Genomic DNA, 16,769 nt, shown 5'->3' with positions numbered 1-16,769 from the left:
TGACACAGGAATTAATAGGTGATACTGTAATTAGCGTTTATGCTCAAACTGAATATTACAGTAAAAAGTCAGTTGTTGTTAGTTAATTAATTGATTTTGTAGGGGTTTAGCAATGCTAAACCCTATATGTTAATATAAAAATATTGTTACTGTGAGGTTAATAAAGCAATGACACAGGAATTAATAGACCTCAGAAATAGCATTTTAGAACAGCGTTACACTGATGCTTTAGCGATTGTAGATGAGTTAGAGGGAATGGGTAGACAAGCGATTTTAAGAAATATTCAATCTTTTTTAGTGAGATTAATAATTCATTTAATTAAAAATCAGGTAGAAAAACGATTAACTAATTCTTGGGCAAATTCAATTCGCAGTTCAATCAGAGAAATAAAAAAAATTAATTTACAAGATAATAAAACATCTTACTACATCAAAATAGATGAGTGGCAATTAATATTAGAAGATGAATTTGAGGAGGCTATTCGGGAAGCCAGTGATGAAGTAATGAATGGTATTTATAGTCCATTTCAATTAACAGAAATGGTTGATAAATTGGAGATATTAAATCAATCTCAAATTCTGTTAAACTTGACATATAATTACTCAATCAAGGAATTACCAGCGGTGATTGATGATTATTTAACTCAGTTACCTGGTGGTGAAGATTGGAAGTTAGGAAAAAGATGATTAATATCCCTGATTTTTGAATTAAATCTTTTATAAAAAATTAAGATTGATTCAACAAGTCATGGGGCTAAACAAGACAACTAATTTAAAAGTTATATCAGTTCATCTTTAGTTAAATCTGCATCCCGAATTATTTTTAATAATAGACCTTTTCCGATAGTTTTACCACTATGACAAGGAATAGAAACAACTCGATTATCTTCATGCTTCATTCTCACATGACTACCCTTTTGTCTCACTATATAAAAACCAGCTTTTTCTAGTGCAGCAATTAATTATTCTCCTGTAATTGTTGGTAGCTTTGTCATGATAATACTATCTTTTGCACGCCAACAAATTCTGTAGTTAATTCCTCTTCTAATTCTTCTACACACATTTCAATAACTTCTCTAATATTTTTCATCAGTTCATCAATAGTTTCTCCTTGACTGTAACAAGCTTTAAGTTGAGGAACTTCACCGATATACATACCATCTTCATCTCTTTCAATTACTACATAAAATTCTTTATTTTTCATGGTTTTATTTTCCATTATGAGACTTTACTACTAGAAGTTAATTACGTATTATTTTTATAATAACACTATAATTAGGTGATTCTCTTACTATAAAAATGATGATGTGGGGTGATAAATGCAGGTTTAGCGATGTCTTAATACTAGGAATAATTTATAAATTAAGCAGCCTAATCCCCAAACACATAGTCAAATTCAATCGAATAATGAACAAGAGTTAAGCGAAGCGTAACCCAACAATAAAATTAATCAAAGTTGGCTTTCATTGTCTTCTCTCCTTCTCTCTTCCTTTGCGCCTCTGCGTCTCTGCGTGAGACAAAAAAAGATGTATTAAACTTACCCACAAATCGCCATAAAAAATACAACGAGCTACTTAATAACTATAGAAAACTTAACAAAAAAAACGCCAAAATAAAACGGCATTATCTCGACTTGCTGATATTATCTGTGATGCAATGATGATAAAAGAAAAATGGACGAAGATCAGCGTCGCGCTTATTGGCGTGCTAACACCACCTTAATTAGAAATCTTTTAATTGTTTGGGCTTTAGTGTCCCTAGTTTTTAGTATTTTATTGGTTCAACCATTAAATGCAATTCGCTTTTTTGGTGTTCCCTTTGGCTTTTGGATGGCGCAGCAAGGATCAATTTTGGTTTTTGTGGTATTGATTTTTACTTATGCCTTCCAAATGGATAAATTAGACCGCAAATATAATATCAAAAAGTGAGGATAATTAGTGTCAGTTGAAATTTGGACGATTGTATTAGTTGGACTTTCTTTTGTCCTCTATATTTATATTGGTTGGCAATCTAGAGTAGAAAATACTAAAGACTTTTTTATTGCCGGTCAAGGAATACCTTCAATTGCAAATGGTGCGGCTACGGCAGCTGATTGGATGTCTGCGGCTTCGTTTATTTCCATGGCCGGGTTGATTTCGTTTTTGGGATATGACGGTTCTATTTATTTGATGGGTTGGACTGGGGGCTATGTTTTACTAGCATTATTATTAGCGCCTTATCTGCGGAAATTTGGTAAATACACAGTTCCCGATTTTGTAGGCGATCGCTACGACTCTAATATAGCCCGTTTGGTGGCAGTAGTTGCAGCCATTTTCGTTTCTCTCACATACGTCGCTGGACAAATGCGGGGTGTGGGTATTGTCTTTAGCCGTTTTTTACAAGTAGACGTGAATACCGGCGTGATTATCGGCATGATCATTGTCGGCTTTTTTGCGGTTTTGGGAGGAATGAAAGGCATTACCTGGACACAAGTAGCCCAGTATGTTGTATTGATTTTCGCATACTTAATTCCGGCAATTGCGATCGCATACAAACTGACTGGTAATCCTATTCCCCAACTGGCTTTTACCACCAGCGATATTGCTGATAAACTCAACCTCATTCAACTTGACTTAGGCTTTAAAGAATATACCCAGCCCTTTGCCAATAAGTCAATGTTAGATGTCCTATTCATCACCATTGCTTTGATGGTAGGAACTGCCGGTTTACCTCATATTATCGTCCGGTTTTACACAGTTAAAAGTGTGCGTACAGCCCGGTATTCTGCTGGTTGGGCATTATTATTTATCGCCATTCTCTACACCACCGCCCCCGCAGTCGGGATGTTTTCTCGTTATAATCTAATTACTACTTTGCATAATCAAACAATTGCCGAAGTACAGAAATCTGATTGGGTAAATAAATGGGAAAAAACCAAACTTCTGGCTTTTGAAGATAAAAATAAAGATGGACGTTTGCAGTTAACTCCGAATAAAGAAACCAACGAAATTACAATTGATAAAGATATCATTGTTCTTTCTACCCCAGAAGTTGCTAACCTTCCCCCTTGGGTAATTGCTTTAGTTGCGGCTGGTGGTTTAGCGGCTGCTTTATCCACAGCATCGGGGTTATTATTAGTAATTTCTAGTTCCGTTGCCCATGATGTTTATTACCGCATTTTTGATTCCACAGCTTCAGAAGAAAAACGGGTATTTGTAGGGCGGGTTGTAGTTGGTTTTGCCCTCGTTCTGGCTGGATATTTTGGAGTAAATCCACCGGGTTTTGTGAGTGAAGTGGTAGCTTTTGCTTTTGGTTTAGCTGCTGCTAGTTTTTTCCCGGTGATATTTTTGGGGATTTTCGATAAACGCACCAATTCCCAAGGCGCTATTGCCGGAATGTTAACAGGTTTGATATTTACAATTATCTACATCGTCGGCGTGAAATTTACTGGGATGACACCTTGGTTTTTTGGAGTTTCGGCTGAAGGAATTGGTACATTAGGGATGATTATCAACTTTATTGTCACCCTCGTAGTTTCTCGTTTTACCCCACCTCCATCAGCCGAAATTCAGGCTTTGGTAGAAGATTTACGCACCCCAATTATTGAAGAATAAAAGGAGATGGGGAGACGCGGGGAGATGAGGACGCGGGGAGGGAGAGACGCGGAGACGCGGATAATTTTTTTGATCAGCAATTAACCGGACTTGATATGACAGGTGAGAGGTAACTCTTCTAATTACGAATTACGAATTACGAATTATTACCTCAGTTCTTGGATATTCTTCATTACTTGTTGATATAAGTCTTTGTTTCCTTCTTTGTCAAAAATAGCTGCTGCCCGTTGTAAGTCTTTTAACGCTCCTCGCTTGTCTCCAGTAGCTGCAAAGGCGTTGCCGCGATTATTGTAAGCAGGACCAAAGTTAGGATTGAGGCGAATAGCTTCATTGTAATCTGCGATCGCTTTTTGTTGTTCTCCCCTAGCTGCGTAAGTATTGCCCCGATTATTGTAGGCAATAGAATAATTGGAATCAATACGAATGGCTTGCGTGTAGTCCTCCAGCGCCCCGTTTGCGTCTCCTCGGGTAGCGCGGGCATTTCCGCGATTATTGTAGGCTTCCGCGTAGTTAGGGGCTAGACGAATAGCTTCATTGTAATCTGCGATCGCTTTTTGTTGATCTCCCAAAGATGCCAGGGCATTGGCGCGATTGTTGTAAGTCTCGGCATCATTGGGATTGAGACGCAAAGCTTTATTATAATCAGCGATCGCACCTTCTTTGTTACCAATATCAAAATACGCCAATCCCCGACTTTTGAACGCCGGCGCATATTGAGAATTGAGGCTAATCGACCTACTATAGGCAGCAATAGCCGCTTGGGAGTTGCCTTTAGCGTGCTGATTCTGTCCTTGAATATAAAAGTCTCCGGCTTTGGTTGTTTTAGCTGTACGACGATTAGGAGGACTGACTCCCACTTCTGTCACCAATACATCGGGACTTCTACTGCAAGAACTGGATAAAATTCCACTTAAACCAGCAACCACTGCGATAGTGAATACTCTACCTAAGACTTGTCTTTTTTGTGTCAATAACTGCCATTTCATAAATTTTTATAAACCGCATTCACACCTGGAGAAAATTATGCCCACAATCTATTAATTTCACTCCACTACAATTTTAACTTTTGCTGAAAGCCTTAATATAATTAACAAGTTTTCATCATCTAAATCTTGTTATTTTTAATTAAAAGCTTTTTCAAAATTTAACCATTAAATTGTAAATTTAATGTATAAACACCTTCAGTTTTAAATTAATAAATTGTGCATTTAACTACATTTCTTATATGGTTTATGGACATCTTCAATTTTTATTAGTACAAATTATTACCTGCCTCCACAAGTAAGATTTTAAGAAGGCTAAACCCCTAATAAAAAAATCAAATAGTAATATTTACATACAGCGGTTTCCGCTCTTATGAAGTACATCTTAGCCCCCTCATCGCTTGCGGGGAGGGGGTTGGGGGTGGGGTTCTTGTACCTCATAACACCGGGAAATGCTGTATTACTCATTATTAACTTCATTTTCCTGATTCTTAGCAATTATTCGCCAAACAGTAGTTTTTTCAATATCTACATCTAATTGTTCCAAATTTCTCCCTAAATCTTTTTGCAATTTCTCAGTCAGAGTAATCGGAAAATCTAAATCAACATCTTGAGTTTCCACCAATTTAACCAATTCGCTAAACTTTACTTTTACAGATTTGCGGTCATAATGGCTGAGTTGACAATATTCATTCTCGGAAATATTTTGAAATTGCATTGCTTTCTTTAAACGTTCTTGTAAATAATCAAATTCCGAATTTATTAGCTTTCGCTGCTGTTCAATTTTTGTATATCTTTCAGAAAGTGTTGCTAAATCTTCCCTTGCCGGATCTAAGCTGATTTGGGAATTTAAAGACAATAACTGCAAGTGTACTTGAGCTAAATAAATGCAATCAAAGTAAGCATACTCTATCTGGTCTTCAGTTAAAGGTCTTATTCCCCAATCACCGCTTTGTTCTTGTTTATCAATATTATGAAAATTACAAAGTGCAGTAGCCAGAGTTTTAAGTTGATAATTAGGTAATGGCAGCAGATAATAAGGGATTTTTTTAGCCATTTCTAAAGTGCAAGTAATATTTTTAGCTTTTTTACTTCCTAAAAGTCTTAGATCATAACTAGCATTATGAAAAACTTTTTCGATAGCCGAATTAAACATAATTTGCAGCGTAAAATCGGCAATCACATCAGGCTGATCTAAGACATCCAAAATATAAACATTATTGCCGGTCATATCATGAGGATTATCCAATATCTGAATCAGCGATAACCTCGGATTACGACTTTTATAGTCAGCAACTTCTGTATCTATCCACAGAGTCTTAGCTTTGGTATATTTAGCGATTAGAGAACGAATTTCTCCGGCAGTGGTAAGATAAGGCATTGGTAGATTTAGGGAAATACAAATCACTCATATTTTCCCAAATTAGCATTTTGTGACCAATTTAGCGCTGACACCATTTCACGAAATGCCTGATGCAAATAATCAGTATTCCACAGGATACGACATTATCCACTGCCCCATTATTATGATGAGTTTTTCCAAACATACCTGCCAATCTGCCAAAGTATTCACAGTGATAGATGCTTTTGTTTTTTAAAACACGCAAACTCAACGCAAACTCAAATTTATGCAAAAATCGATAAATCGTCAGTGGCGCTTGGCTGCACGTCCTGTAGGTGACATCAAAGAAAGTGATTTTGAGTATCGGGAAGAACCAATTCCCAGCCTTGAAGATGGTGAGGTACTGGTACGCAATATCTATCTTTCCCTAGATCCTACCCATCGCATTTGGATGAGCGATAGACCACAGTATATGCCACCTGTGCAACTTGGGGAAGTAATGCGTGGTTTAGTTTTGGGTGTAGTTGAAGAATCCAAAAATGCCAACTTTCAACCAGGGGATATGGTTTCGGGGCTGCTAGGATGGCAAGATTACGCCCTAATTTCCCCTCCAAACCTCCTTTCCCTGATCAAACTACCGACACCTTTACCCGTTCCTCTCATAGCCTTTATGGGGCCCCTCAGCTTTATTGGCTGTACAGCTTATTTTGGTTTGCTGGATATCGGAAAACCCCAAGCTGGAGAAACTGTAGTTGTATCAGCAGCCTCTGGTGCAGTTGGTTCTATAGTTGGACAAATTGCCAAAATTAAAGGTTGTCGTGTGGTGGGAATCACCGGTTCCGACGAGAAATGTCAATGGTTGTTGGAAGAACTCGGTTTTGATGCTGCAATTAACTATCAAACCGCCGATTTAATCCCCGCTTTAGCAAAATCATGTCCCAATGGAATTGATATCTATTTCGAGAATGTTGGTGGTGCAATTCTTGATGCTGTTTTGACACAAGTCAATTTAAATGCACGCATTCCCTTATGTGGTTTGATTTCCACTTATAATTCTCAAGAACCTGTACCTGGCCCCTATAATTTCAGCCAGATTTTAATGAAGCGTGTGCTGGTACAAGGTTTTATTGTCTCTGATTATGTTCAGCAATGGAATGCTGCTTTTCGGGAAATCGGACAATGGATACAAGAGGGGAAAATAAAATACAATCAGGAGATTGTCGAGGGATTAGAAAATGCTCCCAAGGCGATTCTCAAACTTTTTGATGGGAATAAAATGGGAAAATTAATTGTCCAAGTTTCTCCCGAAGCATAATTATAAACTAGTCAATAACTCATCAAAAAGGCTCAAGTATTAATACCTGAGCCATTTCTAAATTCAATTAGGTTACTAAAACCGATGCTTTAGCTAAAAGACTTGCGTCTATTATTTCTAGTAACGGTTACGAGAACCGCCACCGCCACCGCCACCGTAGCCACCACGGCCGCCACCACCTGAAGAACCTCTGTCTTCTCTGGGTTTAGCCTTGTTGACTTTCAAGTCACGTCCCATCCATTCAGCGCCATCAAGCGCGTCAATTGCAGCTGTTTCTTCAGCTTCTGTACCCATTTCCACAAAACCAAAACCTCTCAGTTGTCCTGTTTCACGGTCAGTAGGTAACTGAACACGTTTTACAGAACCATATTCTGCGAATACAGCAGATAAGGTATCTTGGGTAACTTCATAAGAGAGGTTGCCTACATAAATCGACATAGATTGTCTCCGAAATCATAAGAGTGTAGAGATTTAGGTTTCGGAGAAAAGTCTGTAAGTACCAAAAGGAGAAAGCCTATCAATATTAAAAACAAACGCGGTCGCCGAATTACTTCTCAGATTTCATGATGTCATAGAAATTAGTTAATGGGGGGAAATTTGCTAAAACTGTTACATAACTTTATATTAACAATTGTTCAGGGTGAGTATTTTATTCGGATGTCAGTAGCTTTAGCTGTTAAATCTGACAAGTTCAACATTTAAGCCAGTAACATCATTGAGAATGGCTAGAGTTTTATTACCAAAGCTAATCTCTGTGTTGCCACCAATTTCCTGCAAAACCAAAGTAGTGGCGGAAATACCAAGTCCAGCAGCACCAGCGATACTGATAACATCAATACCAACCTGAAAATCTAAAATTGTATTAGCTGCATCTGGTAGTTCAACGGTAACAATCTGGAACTCGTCAGCACCAGCACCACCGGCTAATAGATTATCACCACCGGACTGAACAACAAATAGATCCGCACCTGCACCTCCCAAAGCCCTATCGCCACTACCAACAAAAAAGGTATCATTCCCTGCACCGCCTGACATTCGATTATCACCTTTACTATCGGTAGCATCAAAAATATCATCACCGGAACCACCGAAAGCCCTATCCTGGTCATTAACATCTATGATGTCATTACCACTACCTAAGAAGACGCGGTTATCACTAGCATAACTTTTGATAGCCAAGTCAACCTTATCATCACCAGCACCAGTAAAGACAATATCGACAACAGCTTCTAAATCCACACCTGCTTTTAAATCATCATTTCCCGAAGTTCCAAATACTAACTTGCTTTCTGTGGGGAAAAAAGTTATACCAACAGGACGTTCAAGAATTGGGTTTGTGGGAACTAAAACCTCATAAGGGTTAACAGGTGAAGCAACTTCAGTGTCATACTGAAGAATTGCACCTTGATTGTCGGTAGTAAAATCAAAACCAACGGTGAGCAAATCACCATTAGGCGCAAAAGCCAGACTACCAATAAAATTATTACTGGGTGGCGTATCAGTTGTATAATTTGTAGAAAGCCTATCTACTAAATCCCCAGTTTCCAAGTCATAGCGTAGAATATCATTGGCAAAATCACTCACATATAAGTCACCATCTTTACCAACAGCTAAACCTAGCAAACTGACAAAATCAAAACTATCTGGTGAAGGTTGAGGTGTAGCAAAAATTGTGGGTGTTGTTCCTGCTGCTAGTGAATCATAACGTAAAACTTGACTAGAAAAACCTGCACTAAAATCAGCGGAAACTTCTCCAGTATCAGAATTAACTGTAGCTACACTACCTTGAGTTGTAACATAGAGACTGTTATTAATAAACAGTAGCCCGTTTGCTCCATTTAAACCACCTGCTTGACCATTTCCCTGAGCGAAAATATCAATAAATTCTCCAGTTTCACCGTTGTAGCGTAATATTTGATCACTGAGAAAACTGGAAACGTAAAAATTTCCATCTGGTCCATAAGCAACTCCGTAGGGACGAATCAAACCCCCGGTTTCATCTATGTCTGTATCTGGATTATCGCCGATAAAGACATCAATAAAATTACCAGTTTGTCCGTCAAACCTTAAAATAGAGGAACTTCCTGGTTCTGAACCACTGGCCACATAAAGTTCGCTTTTACCGTCATCGTTTCCATCGGGTCCAAAAAGCAAGGTGTCAGGATTTTTGAGTCCACCAAGTCCAGCAGTGATAAACTCTCCTAAATAGTTACCTGTAGCAGCATCGAAGCGGAGAACATTGTCTCCTCTGGTGTTACCAACTAGAAAGCTACTGTTTCTGTTTTGCATATTTTTATCAAGTTATCAAGGTTTAGCTGTGTAACAATCTACCATGATTGCTCTGCTAAATTATGTAGTTTGTGTGTTTTTTGGTTCACACTCTAGTCGTGTTACTTATTCGTTGTTGAAGAGAAGCGATAATTTTAGGAGTTAATTGTGCTTCTAGTTGTACTACTTCACGTTCAGCTAAAATTAATTTCATTTGACTCTCGGAAGCTTTTACTAAACCTTGTAACAGTATTTTAAAGTTTTGATTAGTAACTGTCTTAGTTATCATAATTTGATATTGGGTTATTTGAAAACTTTATCGCTAATCTATTTATCAGATTAAGTAACTCTAATTCATTTTTTATGTTCTCTTTGTATTCATTTTCATCTATATTAATTTCAGTATATTTTGTATTCGCAAATAAAGTTATATAATCGGTATCATTTGGTAATAAATAGTTAATATAAATCCCTTCTCTATCATTCCCAACTAGAAAATTGCTAGAATAGTATTCATCATGTATACGTTTTGGTAATGCTATTGTTGTTAAAATTTCTTCAATAAGCAAAGCTGTTGATTCAGTAATTTCTTGATGATTATATTTTTTACTTATTTCGGTTAGTTTATTTTTCTTTGAAACATAAGGATATAATTCTGCTTTATTATCATATTGAATTGGTAAAATAATAAAACCTTTTGAAGCTACTTCTACTATTTTTTTAGAGGGAACTTGTGAATTATATGGAGTTAATAAAATTCCTTGATATTTAACCTTTAGTTTGCTAGGTAAATGATTGGAAATTTCAGTTTGTAAAATTTCTTTCAATTTTAAAATTTGTTCAATTCCATTTTCTAAAGAGTTGTGATTCTTACCTTTCATTTCAATAATGGTGCAAATGCAAGAATTAGCATCAACATAAAGAGACATATAATCTGGACGCTTTAATGCTTGATTTCTGATAAGAGGATCATTTCTTCTATCTATTTCAAATAAAATACATATAGATTTATTTTGAGAATCTAAACTTATCCGAAAATGTACACCACTTTCTTTAGGAACACTTCTTCCTGGTACTGTACAGAACACTAGCAGATTTTCTAGAAAGTTAAAATTTTGCCAGTCTAGTTTATCTTTTTTATCCTTGAGAATTTGAGCAGGACTATTCTTCTGTTTCTTCATCTGGTTTTTCTTGTCCTGCTTCATAAATTTGAAAAAACTTTTGTTGAATATCTACAGAAACATCACTTAAAGTATCCCATCTTATACCATAGTCTGGATCATTTAATGAGACTAATTTATTATCTTTCATTTCATACGCACTAACTTTATCCATAGGTAAAAATGCTCTGTCATCTTGAAGATATAAAGATGAAGATTGACGTTTTAATATTTCAGGATTTTCATGATTACCATTAACTAAATTATTCAAATGTGCCATAATATATGGACTATGGGTTGTGAGTAAAATTCTCACACCAAGATTAACAAGGATAGATAATGCTTCCAGTAGTTTTGCTTGTGATTCTGGGTGTAAGTTCATCTCTGGTTCATCTATTACCAGAAAATCACCTTTACTTGCACGATATCTTAAATATAACAATAATGGTGCAAGTTGTTTAATAGAAGATGAAGCATTATATATATCAATTTCTAAACCTTTTTTAACTGAAACTTTAATTTCTTTTCCACCTAGTTTAGTAGATTTTAGATTAGTTTTATTTTTGTTTTGTAGTTGTTCCTCAATTTCATCAGCTAACCTCTGAAATTCATTCTTATCACTTGGATTAATTTTCGGTATTTTTTGAATTTCTATTTCAGATAAGAAATCTAAAAAATCTTCTACTGGTTGTGGATAAAGAATATCCCCTTGTTCTGTTAGTAATTCAAGTTGTCTTATTGAACTACTATTAAACAATTCTCTTTGAGTGTCTTTAAGAATTTTGTAACGCCTATTTGCTAATATTTTATAGGTATTTACAAAAGCATTTCGTTCAGCCGGAAATGGAAAGGCATTAGAAAAAAGTATTGCTTTAATAATAAGTATAAATGACAACTTTATTCTATTGTTTAAATCAGTAAATTTATTATTTGAGCTTATATCTATTTCCTCAATTTCACTATCTATCTTAAAAAATAAAATATTATCTTGTCGGCTAATTTTTATAGAAGTTTCACCCATAACATCAAAAACTTTCTGTTGAATTAGTTGATGTATTGCATTTTCCACTTCTTGACGAGAAATGATTATTTGAAATGATGTTTCCAAAAAAAGCTTGCGACTAGAATCTTGAAAAAATGATTCTAACGTACTTCCTTTAAAATTTTTTGCTGTTTCTTCCACATCCTTTACAAATAAATCAAGTAGATTATTATCTATTGTCAAAGACCAAGTACCTTCTCCTTGCTGATTAATTTTTAAATTATGAGAAGTATATGATGGGATACGTAAAATTCTACCAGCACGCTGCCATAAACCGTAGGTAGAATAGGCAATATAGGTTTTATTTGAATTATTCGGTCCAATAATTACTGTCAGAGGACGCAAATCTAACTCTGTTTCTTGAATACCGCCTAAATTTGAGAATTTGATTTTCATGTTTCGCCTATATTCCAATATAGAAATACTATTAAGGATGCTGTTTCATTTTATCTCTAATTTCGATATCACTCGTTTGATTTTATAACTTTAATAAGTTTTAGTTGATGATGTCGAGAAAAAAACTATACTTACCTTGTTACATAAAATATGCTTTTGCACACGCTTATTAGCCATACTCTAACATCCCTCATAACACATTTTTTGCTTTATTCTCTCACATTGTCCCTAGTGGTAATAGAATAATAACGATGCCTACGGCGAGTGAAGCGATCGCCTTATAAAGCCTACCAAAAACAGAAGGTAGCGATTAAGTAGCAGATTTGACAGAAGTAGAACACCAAAACTCTGTATCCAGAAGAGATTACTGAAAAGCGAAGTAAAAATTTTTATGGTTTCCCAAATTCGGTTTTTAATGTGCGCTCCTGACCATTACGATGTGGATTATGTGATTAATCCGTGGATGGAAGGGAATATTCACAAATCCTCACGCGATCGCGCGGTGGAACAATGGAATAAATTATACAATGTTATCAAAAATCATGCCATTGTTGATTTAGTTGCCCCAGAAAAAGGTTGGCCTGATATGGTATTCAGTGCCAATGCGGGTTTAGTCCTCGGTGAAAATGTCGTTCTCAGCCGCTTTTTACATAAAGAACGTCAAGGTGAAGAACCGTATTTTCAACAGTGGTTTGAAAATAATGGTTTTAATGTTTACACACTTCCCAAAGACCTGCCCTTTGAAGGTGCTGGTGATGCACTCCTAGACCGGGAAGGGCGGTGGTTATGGGCTGGATACGGTTTCCGGTCAGAATTAGATTCTCACCCCTACCTGGCTAAATGGCTGGACATTGAGGTGATTTCTTTGCGGTTGATGGATGAGCGTTTTTATCACCTTGATACCTGCTTCTGTCCGTTAGCTAATGGTTATTTGCTGTATTACCCTGGTGCTTTTGATTCCTACTCTAATCGCGTCATTGAAATGCGTGTTGCACCGGAAAAGCGGATCGCTATTGAAGAAGCTGATGCTGTTAATTTTGCTTGTAATGCGGTGAATGTTGATAGCATCGTGATTATGAACAAAGCCAGTGAGAATCTAAAATCACGTTTGGCTGAAGTTGGTTTTCAAGTCATTGAAACGCCTTTAACCGAATTTCTCAAAGCTGGTGGTGCGGCTAAATGCTTGACTTTGCGGGTAACAGAACCCATTGGTGATGAAATTCACGCTAACGCATCCGTAGAAAGTCGTGTCATTCGCATGGAAGGACATTTGCTAGATGCAGGTTTGATTAACCGCGCTTTAGATTTGATTGTGGAAATGGGGGGAAGTTTCCAAGTTCTCAAATTCAACTTGGGAGAACAACGTCAAAGTACATCTGCGGCTGAGGTGAGGGTATCTGCACCATCCCATGAGGTGATGGAAGAGATTATATCTCAGTTGATTGATTTGGGTGCGGTTGATTTACCCCAAGATGAACGGGATGCTAAGTTAGAACCTGTGATCCAAGCGGGTGTTGCTCCTGATGATTTCTATGTCAGCACGATTTATCCGACTGAAATACGGGTAAATGGGGAATGGCTGAAAGTGCAGAATCAACGCATGGATGGTGCGATCGCTATTTCTCAAACTGCCGATGGTATAGTAGCTAAGTGTAAGCTATTGCGTGATTTGGAAATAGGCGATCGCGTCGTAGTTGATGTTTTAGGTATCCGCACTGTCCGCAAAGCCGAATCACGAGAACAACGCAATTCTCAAGAGTTCAGCTTCATGTCTTCCGGTGTTTCCAGTGAAAGACGGGTGGAATTAGTCGTTGAACAAGTAGCTTGGGAATTACGTAAAATTAAGGATAGCGGCGGTAAAGTAGTTGTCACGGCTGGTCCTGTGGTGATTCACACCGGTGGTGGTGAACATCTATGTCGGTTAGTTCGGGAAGGTTACGTTCAAGGTCTTTTAGGCGGAAATGCGATCGCTGTTCATGATATGGAACAAAACCTGCTGGGAACATCCCTGGGTGTGGATATGAAGAGGGGTGTGGCTGTGCGTGGTGGCCACCGACATCATTTGAAGGTAATTAATACTATCCGCCGTTTTGGAAGCATTGCTAAAGCTGTAGAAGCGGGAGTGGTGAAAAGCGGGGTGATGTATGAATGTGTAAAAAATAACATTCCCTTTTCTCTCGCTGGTTCAATTCGGGATGATGGACCTTTACCAGATACGCAAATGAACCTGATTTTAGCACAACAGGAATATTCTAAAATCATTGAAGGTGCGGATATGATTTTGATGCTGTCTTCTATGCTGCATTCTATTGGGGTAGGGAATATGACTCCTGCGGGTGTGAAGATGGTTTGTGTGGACATTAATCCGGCTGTGGTGACAAAATTGAGCGATCGCGGTTCAATAGAATCTGTAGGTGTGGTGACTGATGTGGGTTTGTTCCTCAGTCTGTTAACTCAGCAATTGGATAAGTTGACGAGTCCTTATGTTGCTAATGTAGGTTAAGGAATATCTCACGCAAAGACGCAAAGACGCTAAGGGTTTTTGTGTCTTTGTTTTTTTTCACGCAGAGGCGCAGAGTCGCAGAGAATTATAATATAAAAAACATAAGGAGATAATTAGTGATGTTACAAACTGTGAAAGGAATCTATAAAAATGGAAAAATTGAGTTAGCTGAAATTCCGAAAAATATATTAGAAAGTGAAGTTTTAATTACTTTTATAGAAACTACAACACCAGAAAATATTGCTGTCAAAAGTTCAACAGCAGAATTATTTAATTCCCTCCGTGGTAAGGTTCAATATTTTGAAGATATTACCACACCCACAACTGAAGAATGGGGTAAATTTTAATATCTTTATTTGAGTTCAATTTCATTGAATAAACGAACCACTCCAAGCACAGAAGACACAGAGAATTATACTATAAGTAGTACCATTTATTCCTGTACTCACTATCAAGGTTAACTAAATGCGAACCCTAATTCGACTCAAAATTGAAAAAATTATTGAAGATGAACAAGAATATTTTGTAGCTACAAGTGATGATTTACAAGGTTTAGTGGCAGAAGGTAAAACAGTACAAGAAGCTTTAGAAATTGCTGAAGATGTAGCTAAGGTCTTATTGGAATTGGAGAAAGAAAACAATCATAATTTTTATGGATAAAAATCCTGTAAATCCTCAAATCCTGGACATCCTGATTCTGACAATCACAACCCCCAAGATCCCCAACTTCTTAGATAATCGTTGTTACTTATTTCCTGATATAATATTAAATTAACAACTGCAATCCTTTAAATAGTATGAGTGAAACCCTGGCTGATATTGCCATACCACCGCAGTTTCCTGATCATACTCAACTACCAGAGTCTGATGGTACTTTTGTGAAGAACTTTCAAGAACATCCCCAAAGCATAATCATCACAGATTCAATTATTCAAACTTTACAAAAGTTACATCCAGATGGACAATTTTGTATAGGTCAAGATTGTGGTATTTATTGGCGCGAAACCGAACCACCAGAAAAAGGTACAGTAGCACCAGATTGGTTTTATGTCCCTGATGTAGCACCAAGATTAGCAGGTAAAATTCGCCGTTCTTATGTATTATGGCGGGAATATATACCCCCATTAATTGCGATAGAATTAGCCAGTGGTAATGGTGAAGAAGAACGAGATACCACACCTCTCACAGGTTTACAGGAAGGTGAAAAACCTGGTAAATTTTGGGTATATGAACGCATTATCCGCATTCCCTATTATGCTATTTATGAAGTCAATAATGATAAATTAGAAGTTTATCACTTGGTAGATTTTTCTTACCAAAAAATGCAACCTAACGAACGCGGACATTACCAAATTCCCCCTTTAGGTGTAGAATTAGGATTATGGCAAGGAAGTTATTTAAATAATCCTGAACAACTTTGGCTGCGCTGGTGGGATTTAGATGGTAATTTATTATTGGTGGGTAAGGAAGAAGCCCAGTTAGAAAGATTCAGGGCTGAACAACAACAACAAAGGGCTGAACAAGCAGAATACAAAGCAGCACAATTAGCAGCACGATTGCGAGAAATGGGTATTGATCCAGATACAATAGATTAAGAAATTTTTTCGCGTAAAGGAAGGAAGATGCAAAGGGTTATTTTGTCAAGGGGTTTACAGATTAATTTGGTAAGTTTTTTTGCTGATTTCCTGTTAGCTGGGATGGTTTTTGGTCCCCCTATTGCTCCTTTTTTGGCTGCGTCTAGTGTGTTTTTGCTTCCGGGTATTGCGGACATTATTTACTTTATGGGTAATCATGTCTGTCCACAGCCTAGTATGGGTTTGGAGTTATCTTCACCTTTTATTATGGCGGTTTGTATGCGCTGTTATGGAACTGTGACGGGGTTATTAATTACTCGGATTTTCTATGCGGTAACTAATGGAAAAGGCGTTTTTTGGTTAAGTCAATATGGTTGGAATGGTGCTGCTTTTGCTAGTGTATTAATGATGGCTTATCCGTGGGAATTAGCAGCGCAGATTTTCGATTTATGGGATTTTAATAATTATATTGTTACTCCTTTTGGTTTAATTACTGGTTTGGCTTGGGGTTTATTTACTATGCCAATTTTCCATTTTCGTAGATAATTAAGGAACTGTCAGAATCAGGATGTTCAGGATTAAAGGATGAACAG

Annotated in this window: 18 protein-coding genes; 9 read left to right on the top strand and 9 right to left on the bottom strand. The window is 37.1% G+C overall.

The genetic code is table 11. The features are described from left to right. Nucleotides 1-168 precede the first annotated feature (168 nt). Nucleotides 169-687: a DUF29 family protein gene (locus tag A9Y75_RS14545; protein WP_071190272.1), complete on the top strand. Its 519-nt coding sequence runs from the start codon at nucleotides 169-171 to the stop codon at nucleotides 685-687. Nucleotides 688-779: 92 nt separating this feature from the next. Here A9Y75_RS14545 and A9Y75_RS29655 read toward each other — a convergent pair whose 3' ends face one another. Next, nucleotides 780-959 carry a type II toxin-antitoxin system HicA family toxin gene (locus A9Y75_RS29655; RefSeq protein ID WP_269086306.1) on the bottom strand — a complete coding sequence of 60 codons (180 nt, stop codon included), beginning with the start codon at nucleotides 957-959 and terminating at the stop codon, nucleotides 780-782. A gap of 32 nt (nucleotides 960-991) precedes the next feature. Beyond that, nucleotides 992-1,204: a type II toxin-antitoxin system HicB family antitoxin gene (locus A9Y75_RS14535; RefSeq protein ID WP_071190271.1), complete on the bottom strand. Its 213-nt coding sequence runs from the start codon at nucleotides 1,202-1,204 to the stop codon at nucleotides 992-994. Between the two features lie 469 nt (nucleotides 1,205-1,673). On the opposite strand from A9Y75_RS14535, the gene A9Y75_RS14530 reads away from it, so the two are divergent. Together A9Y75_RS14530 and A9Y75_RS14525 are read left to right on the top strand one after the other, a co-directional pair. Continuing rightward, complete coding sequence (locus A9Y75_RS14530; protein WP_071190269.1) at nucleotides 1,674-1,928, top strand: DUF4212 domain-containing protein; 255 nt, start codon at nucleotides 1,674-1,676, stop codon at nucleotides 1,926-1,928. A 9-nt stretch (nucleotides 1,929-1,937) separates the two neighbouring features. Then, entirely contained in the window at nucleotides 1,938-3,593 is a 1,656-nt protein-coding gene (locus A9Y75_RS14525; protein WP_071190268.1) for a sodium:solute symporter family protein, read from the top strand. 146 nt (nucleotides 3,594-3,739) lie between these two features. On the opposite strand, the gene A9Y75_RS14520 is transcribed toward A9Y75_RS14525, so the two are convergent. Together A9Y75_RS14520 and A9Y75_RS14515 are read right to left on the bottom strand one after the other, a co-directional pair. Then, complete coding sequence (locus tag A9Y75_RS14520) at nucleotides 3,740-4,579, bottom strand: tetratricopeptide repeat protein (RefSeq protein ID WP_071190267.1); 840 nt, start codon at nucleotides 4,577-4,579, stop codon at nucleotides 3,740-3,742. 457 nt (nucleotides 4,580-5,036) lie between these two features. Continuing rightward, nucleotides 5,037-5,957, bottom strand: coding sequence for a ribonuclease D (locus tag A9Y75_RS14515; protein WP_071190266.1), 921 nt, complete (start codon nucleotides 5,955-5,957; stop codon nucleotides 5,037-5,039). 247 nt (nucleotides 5,958-6,204) lie between these two features. On the opposite strand from A9Y75_RS14515, the gene A9Y75_RS14510 reads away from it, so the two are divergent. After that, nucleotides 6,205-7,233, top strand: coding sequence for an NADP-dependent oxidoreductase (locus tag A9Y75_RS14510; RefSeq protein WP_071190265.1), 1,029 nt, complete (start codon nucleotides 6,205-6,207; stop codon nucleotides 7,231-7,233). A 117-nt stretch (nucleotides 7,234-7,350) separates the two neighbouring features. Here the strand turns inward: A9Y75_RS14510 and A9Y75_RS14505 are convergent, their stop codons facing one another. From A9Y75_RS14505 to A9Y75_RS14485, 5 genes are all read right to left on the bottom strand, one after another. Next, the gene (locus tag A9Y75_RS14505; RefSeq protein WP_071190264.1) at nucleotides 7,351-7,671 is read right to left on the bottom strand and encodes an RNA-binding protein; all 321 of its coding nucleotides are present in this window, start codon (nucleotides 7,669-7,671) and stop codon (nucleotides 7,351-7,353) included. 231 nt (nucleotides 7,672-7,902) lie between these two features. After that, entirely contained in the window at nucleotides 7,903-9,522 is a 1,620-nt protein-coding gene (locus A9Y75_RS14500; RefSeq protein WP_071190263.1) for a hypothetical protein, read from the bottom strand. 85 nt (nucleotides 9,523-9,607) lie between these two features. Next, nucleotides 9,608-9,790, bottom strand: coding sequence for a hypothetical protein (locus A9Y75_RS14495; protein ID WP_071190262.1), 183 nt, complete (start codon nucleotides 9,788-9,790; stop codon nucleotides 9,608-9,610). Further along, complete coding sequence (locus A9Y75_RS14490) at nucleotides 9,780-10,706, bottom strand: hypothetical protein (protein ID WP_071190261.1); 927 nt, start codon at nucleotides 10,704-10,706, stop codon at nucleotides 9,780-9,782. Before A9Y75_RS14490 ends, A9Y75_RS14495 begins: the two co-directional genes overlap by 11 nt. Next, complete coding sequence (locus tag A9Y75_RS14485; RefSeq protein WP_071190260.1) at nucleotides 10,663-12,099, bottom strand: ATP-binding protein; 1,437 nt, start codon at nucleotides 12,097-12,099, stop codon at nucleotides 10,663-10,665. The genes A9Y75_RS14490 and A9Y75_RS14485 overlap by 44 nt, the downstream gene beginning before the upstream one ends. 391 nt (nucleotides 12,100-12,490) lie before the next feature. On the opposite strand from A9Y75_RS14485, the gene A9Y75_RS14480 reads away from it, so the two are divergent. The 5 genes from A9Y75_RS14480 to A9Y75_RS14460 all read left to right on the top strand — a co-directional run bounded on the left by A9Y75_RS14480 (nucleotide 12,491) and on the right by A9Y75_RS14460 (nucleotide 16,722). Further along, on the top strand, nucleotides 12,491-14,602 hold the full coding sequence (locus A9Y75_RS14480; RefSeq protein WP_071190259.1) for a TIGR00300 family protein: 2,112 nt from the start codon (nucleotides 12,491-12,493) through the stop codon (nucleotides 14,600-14,602). Between the two features lie 119 nt (nucleotides 14,603-14,721). Next, nucleotides 14,722-14,949 (top strand): hypothetical protein, encoded by a 228-nt coding sequence (locus A9Y75_RS29105; protein WP_071190258.1) that lies wholly within the window; start codon nucleotides 14,722-14,724, stop codon nucleotides 14,947-14,949. 118 nt (nucleotides 14,950-15,067) lie between these two features. Further along, nucleotides 15,068-15,262: a type II toxin-antitoxin system HicB family antitoxin gene (locus A9Y75_RS14470; RefSeq protein ID WP_071190257.1), complete on the top strand. Its 195-nt coding sequence runs from the start codon at nucleotides 15,068-15,070 to the stop codon at nucleotides 15,260-15,262. 137 nt (nucleotides 15,263-15,399) lie between these two features. Continuing rightward, entirely contained in the window at nucleotides 15,400-16,197 is a 798-nt protein-coding gene (locus tag A9Y75_RS14465; protein ID WP_071190256.1) for a Uma2 family endonuclease, read from the top strand. A gap of 27 nt (nucleotides 16,198-16,224) precedes the next feature. Next, nucleotides 16,225-16,722, top strand: a complete 498-nt coding sequence (locus tag A9Y75_RS14460; protein WP_071190255.1) for a DUF2085 domain-containing protein — start codon at nucleotides 16,225-16,227, stop codon at nucleotides 16,720-16,722. Nucleotides 16,723-16,769 lie beyond the last annotated feature (47 nt).

The sequence above is a fragment of the Trichormus sp. NMC-1 genome (assembly GCF_001858025.1).
GTDB lineage: Bacteria > Cyanobacteriota > Cyanobacteriia > Cyanobacteriales > Nostocaceae > Anabaena.
Note: the sequence above shows the minus strand (reverse complement) of the source record. Positions and strands in the feature narration are given on the sequence as shown.

What these genes read in the sequence shown, in the direction of transcription:
- A9Y75_RS14460 (WP_071190255.1), top strand. Translation starts at nt 16,225, where the DNA reads ATGCAAAGGGTTATTTTGTCAAGGGGTTTACAGATTAATTTGGTAAGT.
- A9Y75_RS14515 (WP_071190266.1), bottom strand. Translation starts at nt 5,957, where the DNA reads ATGCCTTATCTTACCACTGCCGGAGAAATTCGTTCTCTAATCGCTAAA.
- A9Y75_RS14510 (WP_071190265.1), top strand. Translation starts at nt 6,205, where the DNA reads ATGCAAAAATCGATAAATCGTCAGTGGCGCTTGGCTGCACGTCCTGTA.
- A9Y75_RS29105 (WP_071190258.1), top strand. Translation starts at nt 14,722, where the DNA reads ATGTTACAAACTGTGAAAGGAATCTATAAAAATGGAAAAATTGAGTTA.
- A9Y75_RS14500 (WP_071190263.1), bottom strand. Translation starts at nt 9,522, where the DNA reads ATGCAAAACAGAAACAGTAGCTTTCTAGTTGGTAACACCAGAGGAGAC.
- A9Y75_RS14480 (WP_071190259.1), top strand. Translation starts at nt 12,491, where the DNA reads ATGGTTTCCCAAATTCGGTTTTTAATGTGCGCTCCTGACCATTACGAT.
- A9Y75_RS14505 (WP_071190264.1), bottom strand. Translation starts at nt 7,671, where the DNA reads ATGTCGATTTATGTAGGCAACCTCTCTTATGAAGTTACCCAAGATACC.
- A9Y75_RS14465 (WP_071190256.1), top strand. Translation starts at nt 15,400, where the DNA reads ATGAGTGAAACCCTGGCTGATATTGCCATACCACCGCAGTTTCCTGAT.
- A9Y75_RS14520 (WP_071190267.1), bottom strand. Translation starts at nt 4,579, where the DNA reads ATGAAATGGCAGTTATTGACACAAAAAAGACAAGTCTTAGGTAGAGTA.
- A9Y75_RS14545 (WP_071190272.1), top strand. Translation starts at nt 169, where the DNA reads ATGACACAGGAATTAATAGACCTCAGAAATAGCATTTTAGAACAGCGT.
- A9Y75_RS14470 (WP_071190257.1), top strand. Translation starts at nt 15,068, where the DNA reads ATGCGAACCCTAATTCGACTCAAAATTGAAAAAATTATTGAAGATGAA.
- A9Y75_RS14485 (WP_071190260.1), bottom strand. Translation starts at nt 12,099, where the DNA reads ATGAAAATCAAATTCTCAAATTTAGGCGGTATTCAAGAAACAGAGTTA.
- A9Y75_RS14490 (WP_071190261.1), bottom strand. Translation starts at nt 10,706, where the DNA reads ATGAAGCAGGACAAGAAAAACCAGATGAAGAAACAGAAGAATAGTCCT.
- A9Y75_RS14535 (WP_071190271.1), bottom strand. Translation starts at nt 1,204, where the DNA reads ATGAAAAATAAAGAATTTTATGTAGTAATTGAAAGAGATGAAGATGGT.
- A9Y75_RS14530 (WP_071190269.1), top strand. Translation starts at nt 1,674, where the DNA reads ATGGACGAAGATCAGCGTCGCGCTTATTGGCGTGCTAACACCACCTTA.
- A9Y75_RS14495 (WP_071190262.1), bottom strand. Translation starts at nt 9,790, where the DNA reads ATGATAACTAAGACAGTTACTAATCAAAACTTTAAAATACTGTTACAA.